The organism is Mycobacterium sp. TH-M11 (assembly GCF_057473725.1).
Genome location: NZ_JBYCLD010000458.1, coordinates 1 through 7,468 on the forward strand (window position 1 = coordinate 1; position 7,468 = coordinate 7,468).

The 7,468-nt window shown below is 65.8% G+C and carries 9 protein-coding genes and 1 pseudogene; 5 read left to right on the forward strand and 5 right to left on the reverse strand.

Features of this window, described 5'->3' with window-relative positions; genetic code table 11:
- Positions 1 to 401, forward strand: a pseudogene (locus AC2VOG_RS17770) (hypothetical protein); the annotation flags it as partial.
- 166 nt (positions 402 to 567) lie between these two features.
- Here the strand turns inward: AC2VOG_RS17770 and usfY are convergent.
- From usfY to AC2VOG_RS17785, 3 genes are all read right to left on the reverse strand, one after another.
- Entirely contained in the window at positions 568 to 867 is a 300-nt protein-coding gene (usfY, locus tag AC2VOG_RS17775; RefSeq protein ID WP_486941164.1) for a protein UsfY, read from the reverse strand.
- 306 nt (positions 868 to 1,173) lie between these two features.
- Positions 1,174 to 1,554: a hypothetical protein gene (locus tag AC2VOG_RS17780; RefSeq protein ID WP_486941165.1), complete on the reverse strand. Its 381-nt coding sequence runs from the start codon at positions 1,552 to 1,554 to the stop codon at positions 1,174 to 1,176.
- Between the two features lie 84 nt (positions 1,555 to 1,638).
- Entirely contained in the window at positions 1,639 to 2,298 is a 660-nt protein-coding gene (locus tag AC2VOG_RS17785; RefSeq protein WP_486941170.1) for a cutinase family protein, read from the reverse strand.
- Between the two features lie 564 nt (positions 2,299 to 2,862).
- On the opposite strand from AC2VOG_RS17785, the gene AC2VOG_RS17790 reads away from it, so the two are divergent.
- Positions 2,863 to 3,006 (forward strand): long chain fatty acid-CoA synthetase Faa4p, encoded by a 144-nt coding sequence (locus AC2VOG_RS17790; protein ID WP_486941171.1) that lies wholly within the window; start codon positions 2,863 to 2,865, stop codon positions 3,004 to 3,006.
- A 16-nt stretch (positions 3,007 to 3,022) separates the two neighbouring features.
- Here the strand turns inward: AC2VOG_RS17790 and AC2VOG_RS17795 are convergent, their stop codons facing one another.
- Together AC2VOG_RS17795 and AC2VOG_RS17800 are read right to left on the reverse strand one after the other, a co-directional pair.
- Positions 3,023 to 3,283 (reverse strand): hypothetical protein, encoded by a 261-nt coding sequence (locus tag AC2VOG_RS17795; protein WP_486941166.1) that lies wholly within the window; start codon positions 3,281 to 3,283, stop codon positions 3,023 to 3,025.
- 234 nt (positions 3,284 to 3,517) lie between these two features.
- Positions 3,518 to 3,691 (reverse strand): CsbD family protein, encoded by a 174-nt coding sequence (locus tag AC2VOG_RS17800; protein WP_486941167.1) that lies wholly within the window; start codon positions 3,689 to 3,691, stop codon positions 3,518 to 3,520.
- A gap of 93 nt (positions 3,692 to 3,784) precedes the next feature.
- On the opposite strand from AC2VOG_RS17800, the gene AC2VOG_RS17805 reads away from it, so the two are divergent.
- The 3 genes from AC2VOG_RS17805 to AC2VOG_RS17815 all read left to right on the forward strand — a co-directional run.
- Positions 3,785 to 4,717 carry a D-2-hydroxyacid dehydrogenase family protein gene (locus tag AC2VOG_RS17805; protein ID WP_486941168.1) on the forward strand — a complete coding sequence of 311 codons (933 nt, stop codon included), beginning with the start codon at positions 3,785 to 3,787 and terminating at the stop codon, positions 4,715 to 4,717.
- Positions 4,718 to 4,912: 195 nt separating this feature from the next.
- A complete protein-coding gene (locus AC2VOG_RS17810; RefSeq protein WP_486941172.1) occupies positions 4,913 to 5,671 on the forward strand; it encodes an SDR family NAD(P)-dependent oxidoreductase in 759 nt (252 codons plus the stop codon).
- A gap of 148 nt (positions 5,672 to 5,819) precedes the next feature.
- Positions 5,820 to 7,468, forward strand: a 1,649-nt coding sequence (locus AC2VOG_RS17815) for an acyl-CoA dehydrogenase family protein (protein WP_486941169.1), incomplete at its 3' end; no start/stop codon positions are given.

Consider the following 7,468-nt stretch of genomic DNA (forward strand, 5'->3'; position numbering starts at 1 on the left):
CGGGTCGGATCGGCACGCTCAGGATGCGGCCGATGAGCCTCTTTGAGTCCGGCCATTCGACGGGTGAGGCATCCCTGGCAGCTTTGTTACGGGGCGCGGACCAAAAAGCAAAGCGAACCGCGATGACGGTCGCGGGCCTCATGGAGCGGATCGTCATCGGCGGGTGGCCGGCGTTGCTCGACCAATCGGAGCGAACCGGCCGGGGCTGGCTTGGCGACTACCTCACGCAGATCGTCGACATCGACATTCCGGACCTCGGCACCGGCAAGCGCACACCGGATCGACTGCGTCGTGCACTCGCATCGCTCGGGCGATCCGTCGGGACGCTATCTGCGAGAGCGATCATGGTGCACTGCGAGCAGTTCATCGGCGTGGTCCCGCTGGCGCTGCTGGGTCCGTAATGAGTCGAAACACGAGCGACCCCCGTCATACCCTCGATCCACAGGTCCGTAGCAGTCCGTAACCAGTTCTGAGTAACACCGCCAAAACAGAAATCGGAGGCGATCGTCGCTTACGCGGACAGAGCGCTGCGCGGCGGCTCGGCAAGCGTGCTTCCGAGCTCCCCTGCTAGCGCAACAGTCCTTCGTGCTGTGCTGTGTGCCAACGCTTTTCGATGCCAGCCACCCGGCGGTGCTCTACCACCAACCACAATGCTCCGGCAATCGCGCCGAGCGCCGCGATGAGCACCGTGGTATTGATCCACTCGTAGTGGCGATACGACGCGGCCACCACCGTGCTGATCATCCCGAACACAGAGACCGCCAGCAGGATCAGCCCGGGCCAGTAGAAGTTGTCCTTCATCGCTAGGCCGGCATGTGGTTGCGTAGTCCGCGAATGATCGGTCGGATCGTGATGAGTGTCGCCCATCTCATCTCCCTCCGTCGTCGGACGAGATACAAAAGATGCTACTCACTCGGCAGACCTACCGAAATGACTTTTGTCAGGCTGTTTTGTCGGCAGGCCACCCGCCGCTTTGCGTCTGCCCCCCGTCGAGTGTGCGCTGGTGGCGTCGAGTGTGCATCCTGGGCGTCGAGTGCGAATAGGGGCCGGACTTTCCGCGATTTTCCCGCCCACGATGCACGGTCGACGCCCAGGATGCACACTCGATGCAACGGGGGTGGATGTGACCCGAAAAGACCCGCAGCGGGGATAGTTTTCCCGACTGGTCTTGGTTCAGGTCGAGCCGACTTGCTCAGGGCCCAACAATTCGGGCAACGAAATCGCCCCGATCGTCGTAACCAGCCACACCACCAGCGTCGTGGCCAACCAGGACGCCATGCCGCGAATGGTGAACCCGTGCGTTTCTGCCGTGGCGAGAACCAGGGCAAAAACAGTCAGGGCCAGGCCGGTGCCGCCCATCAGCAACGACGCATACTCGTGCGGCAACTTCAAGAGCGACAAGGACAGCACGGCTTGCGCTGCCGAGAAGGTCAGCACGGCGACGATAAATCCCGACACCGACAACGAAACTCCGGGCACGACCTGCGCCGCCACCAGCAGCCCGCTCGCCCACGCTCCCAGCAGTAGAACTGCGCGCAACACGATTCGTCTCATGACATCAAGCGTAGGTCTCTGACGTGCGGCCGGGAAGGCCCTCGCCGGCCCGTCTGGCGCAATATCCGCCGAAGGTGGACGGGGTTAGCGACCGAGCTTGCTGGCGGCGTAGTCGGCCGCCTGATCTGTCATGCCGTTGGTCTTGTAGGCGCTGTGCGCGGCGCGGCTGAATCCTTGGCCCGACGAGCACACCGGATCCTGGGGAGTGCAGAGATCGAGTGTCTTGTTCACGTAGGCCGAGCCGATGGTGATCGGCGGGGCGTCGCGGTCGACCAGGTTCAGAAACCCGTCGGAGGGCTTGCCAAACAGTGTGACTGCGGCAACGTGCGGGGCGACATTGGGCGGCAGCGGTCCGCTGATGCCGGTGGGGAGCGCGTAGCCCGGCGGGACGTTGTCCGAGGTGATGTAGGCGGCGATGGCGGCGCCCTGTGAGTAGCCGCCGAGCACGATCTTGGTGGCCGGGCAGGTGTTGACGGTGTCCATGACCTTGTTGGCGGCATCGGCGACGCCGTCAGCGGCCTGCGAAAAGTTCAGCGAGGCAGGGTAATTCACCGGATACACATCCATCGAGCGGCCCTTGATACGGGAGGCGAGAGCGTCGGAGAATTGCTGCCCGACCGTTCCGGGCCCGGGCGGCTCCAGTGTGCCGCGCGCAAAGATCACCTCCACGTCGGGGCACTGTCCATCGGCGGCCGCCTTGCTGATCGCCGGGGTCGTGACCGCCGCTGCGCACAGCATTGTCATCACCGCCGCCCCCTGCAGGAGCTTGGTCATCGTCTGCGCGCACCATGCCAAAGGCGATTTGCCGGGGCGGGTCGACTCTTGCACGGTGAGGCCTTTCGGTAAAGCGGATCGCTTTTTTGCAGCGTAAGTGGCGGAAGACTCCACCGCAGCGCGGACTTCGGCGCCGATGCCGTTGGTCATCTTGATATCCCCAAGTCGCGCTGGTCAAACTCAACTAGTTGTAACGCCGGCGGCGGCGGCTTTCATCCCGGGTGCGTGGGGTATGTGGAAAACGGCACCGGGACGGCGCGATCGCGGAGCCGTGAATGCGGGATGAAAACGCTGCTCAAGGCTGTTTTTTCAAGATCGACGGGTGGATGTCGGTCGCCGATTAGGTTTTCGCTTGAATTCGCAATACGCTGGCCCGCGGTTTGTCCTCAACTCAGGAAAGCGGCCATGCCCATTCAGCCCGTGCTGGTGCGCCCACGTCAGGTGCGCAGCGCCCAGCGATTCGCTTCCCGGGTCAAGTGCCCGACGGTCGGTCAGTGCTTCGACATCGAAATCACTCGCGACGCCGACGGGTGGATGATCCGAATTCCCGAGATCGGCCGGACCACCCGCGCTCACTGTCGCGTCGCGGTCGAGCCGGCGGCGCGCGAATGCATCGCCACGTGGACCGGTATCCCGATCGGTTACGTCGCGGTCAACGTCGACAGCGAGAGACGCTAGCCCCTACGTCGCACCATCACGATCCGGTGCCGTCGCTCAGGCCGACACTCCTTCGATGAAGTCCGCGCTTGCTGCCGCGCAACGACTGACGGATCGAGACCACGGTCAGCGGCGCGGTCGCCACGAAACGGGTCCGCGGACCGGCCACCATGGCGGCGACGATCGGTGTGCGGGCAGCGAACAGACGGGCCGTCTCGTCGTACAGCGAAGCGGTGGACCCCTGCAGAGTCGGCTGGCTCCCGCTGAGCGCATCTGGCAGATCCGCACCCGCACGCAAGTGCCGGCCTGCCGCGCACGTCGGCGTCGAGTCGCTCGACGGCGTCGGCCCAAGCCCAGCCGAAAGCGAGTGGAAAGCTTGTCGCCGGGTCGCGGACGCCAGTGATCAGATGCATGGCGACAAGGCTTCCCCGCCGTGCGGGGGGCTTCCCGGATACGGTTTAGACAACCCCCGGAAAGCGGAAGGCCACCGGGGTCGAGTACACCGGTGGCCGTCCATTGTTCACGTTTGCTGTCAGTGCTTGAAGGCGTCCTTTACGTCTTCCACGGCGTCCTTGACGCTGGACTTGGCCTGATCGAACTTGCCTTCAGCTTCGGTGCTGTGGTCGTCGGTGACCTTGCCCAAGGCCTCTTTGGCCTTACCGGCGATGTCGTCGATCTTGTTGCTCACTTTTTCGTGGGCTCCCATGCGCTTCAGCTCCCTTCGCTGGACACTGCTGCTTCGCGTCGAGCTTGTACCCAGCCGGTTCAGCGGCTAAACGCGGTGTGCGAGATTGGCAGGATGCGGGTCGCGATCCTCGACGATTACCAGGACGTCGCGCTGACGATGGCCGACTGGTCGCAGGTGGCCAATCGCGCCGCGATCACGGTGTTCAACGATCATCTCGCCGATCCGGACGCTGTGGTCGCGCGACTCGAGCCATTCGACGTGGTGTGCGTGATGCGTGAACGCACACCACTGCCGCGCGATGTCATCGCGCGGCTGCCTCGGCTGAAAATGATCGCGTCCACCGGCCCGTTCAACGCCTCGATCGACGTGGTGGCCGCGACGGAACGCGGCATTCACGTCAGCGGCACCGGCGGCTACGTGGAGTCGACGGTCGAACTCACCTGGGCGCTGATTCTGGCGACCGCCCGCCGGGTTGTCGACGAAGCGGTGTCGGTGCGCGAGGGCGGCTGGCAGACCTCCGTCGGCCGGCAACTCGCAGGCTCCACGCTGGGCGTGCTGGGCCTGGGGCGGATCGGCAGCCGAGTTGCGAAGGTCGGCAAGGCATTCGGGATGGACGTCATCGCGTGGAGTTCCAACCTGACTCCCGAGGCCGCCCGGCAAGCCGGCGCCACATACGTGCCGAAGAGCGAGTTGTTCTCTGGCGCCGATGTTTTGACCATTCACCTGGTGCTCTCGGAGCGGTCCCGAGGTTTGGTCGGCGCGGCCGAATTGGCGCTGATGAAACCAACGGCGTTGCTAGTCAACACCTCTCGCGGCCCGATTGTCGACGAGTCGGCTTTCGTCAACGCTTTGCGGTCGAGGCGCATCGCCGGGGCCGGGCTCGACGTGTTCGACCTCGAGCCGCTGCCGGCAGATCATCCGCTGCGGTCGCTCGACAATGTCGTCGCCACCCCGCATATCGGCTACGTCGCCGAGCAGGTCTACCGGGTGTTCTACGGGGAGGCCGCGACCGAGATCGCCCGCTGGCTCGGCGAAGGCTGCTGACGTCGCTGCTTAGCTACTCGGCGATCCGCCCGCTCGGGGCCCGTCGCGGCGCCAAGCCGCCCGGGTTCAAACGAGGCGGTCGCGAGCCGATCAATGGGACCGCCCACCTTTACACACCTGGCCGAAACCGTCACGTCCCCTCGCGATAACGTGCAGCTAATGCTGAGGCCGGTCGGCCCGTACAAGGAGGTAGCGATGGAAATCAACGGCAAAAAAGTCATTGTGATCGGCGGGGCCTCGGGCATGGGTCGCGCCAGCGCTGAGTTGCTGCACGCCCGTGGGGCCAGCGTCGCGGTGTTCGACCGCGAGGGCTCGGACGGCAAGCAGGTCGCGGCCGGCATCGGCGGAGACTTCTACCCGGTCGACGTCACCGACTTCGCCGCCACCGAGGAAACCCTCAAGACCGCGGTCGAAAGGCTCGGCGGCCTGCACGTCACGGTGACCACGGCCGGCGGCGGCATTGCCAAGCGCACGATGTCGAAGTCCGGTCCGCACGATCTCGAGTCCTTCCGGTCCGTCATTGATCTGAACCTGATCGCGTCGTTCAACGTCAGCCGGCTGGCCGCGAGCTACATGAGCCAGAACGAACCCGAAGACGAGGAGCGCGGCGTCATCATCAACACCGCATCGATCGCGGCGTTCGAAGGCCAGATCGGGCAGGTCGCGTACACCGCCGCCAAAGCCGGCATCGCCGGCATGTGCCTGACCATGGCGCGTGACCTCGGCTCGCTGGGCATCCGGGTGCTGGCGATCGCGCCGAGCCTGTTCGCGACGGGTCTGACCAAGGGCATCCCCGACGAATACGCCGCCGCACTGACCAAGGACGCGGCGTTCCCGAAGCGGCTGGGCCGCCCGGAGGAGTACGCCAAACTGGTCGCGGCGATTGTGGACAACCCGATGCTCAACGGTCAGTGCCTGCGGCTGGACGCCGGTCAGCGGTTCGCGCCCAAGTGACGCGCGTCAGGCGCCCAGTGTGAAGCCAGCGTCACGGTCGGCGCGGTCATCAGGCCGACCGACCACCCGGTTGGGAGTTAAGTACACTCTTTCCCGACCGGCGTGAGGTTCCCGACCGGCCAACGGCGTCCAAGAGGAAGGCCCTGCAATGGGTATCGCACTGACCGACGACCATCGCGAACTCGCCGAGGTGGCCCGCGGGTTCCTCACGTCGCAAAAGGCCCGCGCCGCGGCTCGTGCGCTGCTGGACGCGCCCGAGGAGGGGTTGCCGCCGTTCTGGCGGGCCCTCGTCGAACTCGGCTGGCTCGGTCTGCACATCGACGAAGAACACGGCGGCTCGGGGTACGGGTTGCCCGAGCTCGTCGTCGTCATCGAAGAACTGGGTCGCGCGGTTGCACCCGGGCCTTTCGTGCCGACCGTCATCACGTCGGCGGTAATCGCCAAAGATGGCTCTGGGCAACAAAAGTCGCGACTGCTGCCGGGACTGATCGACGGAACGACCACAGCGGGCATCGGTCTTGGCGGCAGCGTCAGCGTCAGCAACGGCGTCGCCGACGGCGACGCCGGCGTCGTGCTGGGCGCCGGACTGGGCGACCTGCTGCTGATCGCGGCCGGGGACGACGTGCTGCTGCTCGAACGCCACCGCGACGGCGTCTCGGTCGAGGTGCCCGAGAACCTGGACCCGACCCGGCGCTCTGGACGTGTCCGGTTGGAGAAGGTCCGCGTCGGCGACGACGACATTCTGCGCGGCGCGCACGACTCCGCGTTGGCGCGCGCCCGGACGCTGCTGGCGGCCGAGGCGGTCGGGGGAGCGGCCGACTGCGTCGACTCCGCGGTCGAGTACGCCAAGGTGCGTCAGCAGTTCGGCCGCACCATCGCCACCTTCCAGGCGATCAAGCACCACTGTGCCAATATGCTGGTCGCCTCGGAGTCGGGTATCGCCGCGGTGTGGGACGCGTCGCGGGCCGCATCCGAAGACGAAGCACAGTTCCAGCTCGCGGCCGCTTCGGCTGCAACACTGGCGTTTCCGGCGTACGCGCGCAACGCGGAACTCAACATTCAAGTGCACGGTGGTATCGGGTTCACCTGGGAACACGACGCGCATCTGCACCTGCGCCGCGCGCTGGTGACCACCGCGTTGTTCGGTGGTGACGCGCCCGCCGATGACGTGTTCGAGCGCACCGCCGCCGGCGTCACCCGGGAGAACAGCCTGGATCTGCCGCCCGAGGCCGAGCAGATGCGGAGTCGGATCCGCGCCGACGTCGCCGAGTTCGCCGGGCTGGAAAAGCAGGCGCAGCGCGAGAAGCTGATCGAAACCGGCTACGTGATGCCGCACTGGCCCAAGCCGTGGGGACTGGCCGCAGATGCGGTGGAGCAGTTGGTCATCGAAGAGGAATTCCGCGCTGCGGGTATCAAGCGGACCGACTACGGCATCACCGCGTGGGTGATCCTGACGCTGGTCCAGCACGGGACACCTTGGCAGATTGAACGATTCGTCGAAAAAGCGTTGCGCAAGGACGAGATCTGGTGCCAGCTGTTCTCCGAGCCCGAAGCCGGATCCGACGCCGCGTCGATCAGGACCAAGGCCACCCGGGTGGACGGCGGCTGGAAGATCAACGGGCAGAAGGTGTGGACCAGCGGGGCGCACTACTGCGCACGCGGCCTGGCCACCGTGCGCACCGACCCCGACGCGCCCAAGCACGCCGGCATCACCACGGTGATCGTGGACATGAACGCCCCGGAGGTCGAGGTGCGGCCGCTGCGTCAGATCACCGGTGGGTCGGACTTCAACGAGGT

Bases quoted from the DNA above. Each gene is read 5' to 3' on its own strand.
- usfY (WP_486941164.1), bottom strand. From the start codon at position 867: ATGGGCGACACTCATCACGATCCGACCGATCATTCGCGGACTACGCAA.
- AC2VOG_RS17780 (WP_486941165.1), bottom strand. From the start codon at position 1,554: ATGAGACGAATCGTGTTGCGCGCAGTTCTACTGCTGGGAGCGTGGGCG.
- AC2VOG_RS17785 (WP_486941170.1), bottom strand. From the start codon at position 2,298: ATGACAATGCTGTGCGCAGCGGCGGTCACGACCCCGGCGATCAGCAAG.
- AC2VOG_RS17790 (WP_486941171.1), top strand. From the start codon at position 2,863: ATGATCCGAATTCCCGAGATCGGCCGGACCACCCGCGCTCACTGTCGC.
- AC2VOG_RS17800 (WP_486941167.1), bottom strand. From the start codon at position 3,691: ATGGGAGCCCACGAAAAAGTGAGCAACAAGATCGACGACATCGCCGGT.
- AC2VOG_RS17805 (WP_486941168.1), top strand. From the start codon at position 3,785: ATGCGGGTCGCGATCCTCGACGATTACCAGGACGTCGCGCTGACGATG.
- AC2VOG_RS17810 (WP_486941172.1), top strand. From the start codon at position 4,913: ATGGAAATCAACGGCAAAAAAGTCATTGTGATCGGCGGGGCCTCGGGC.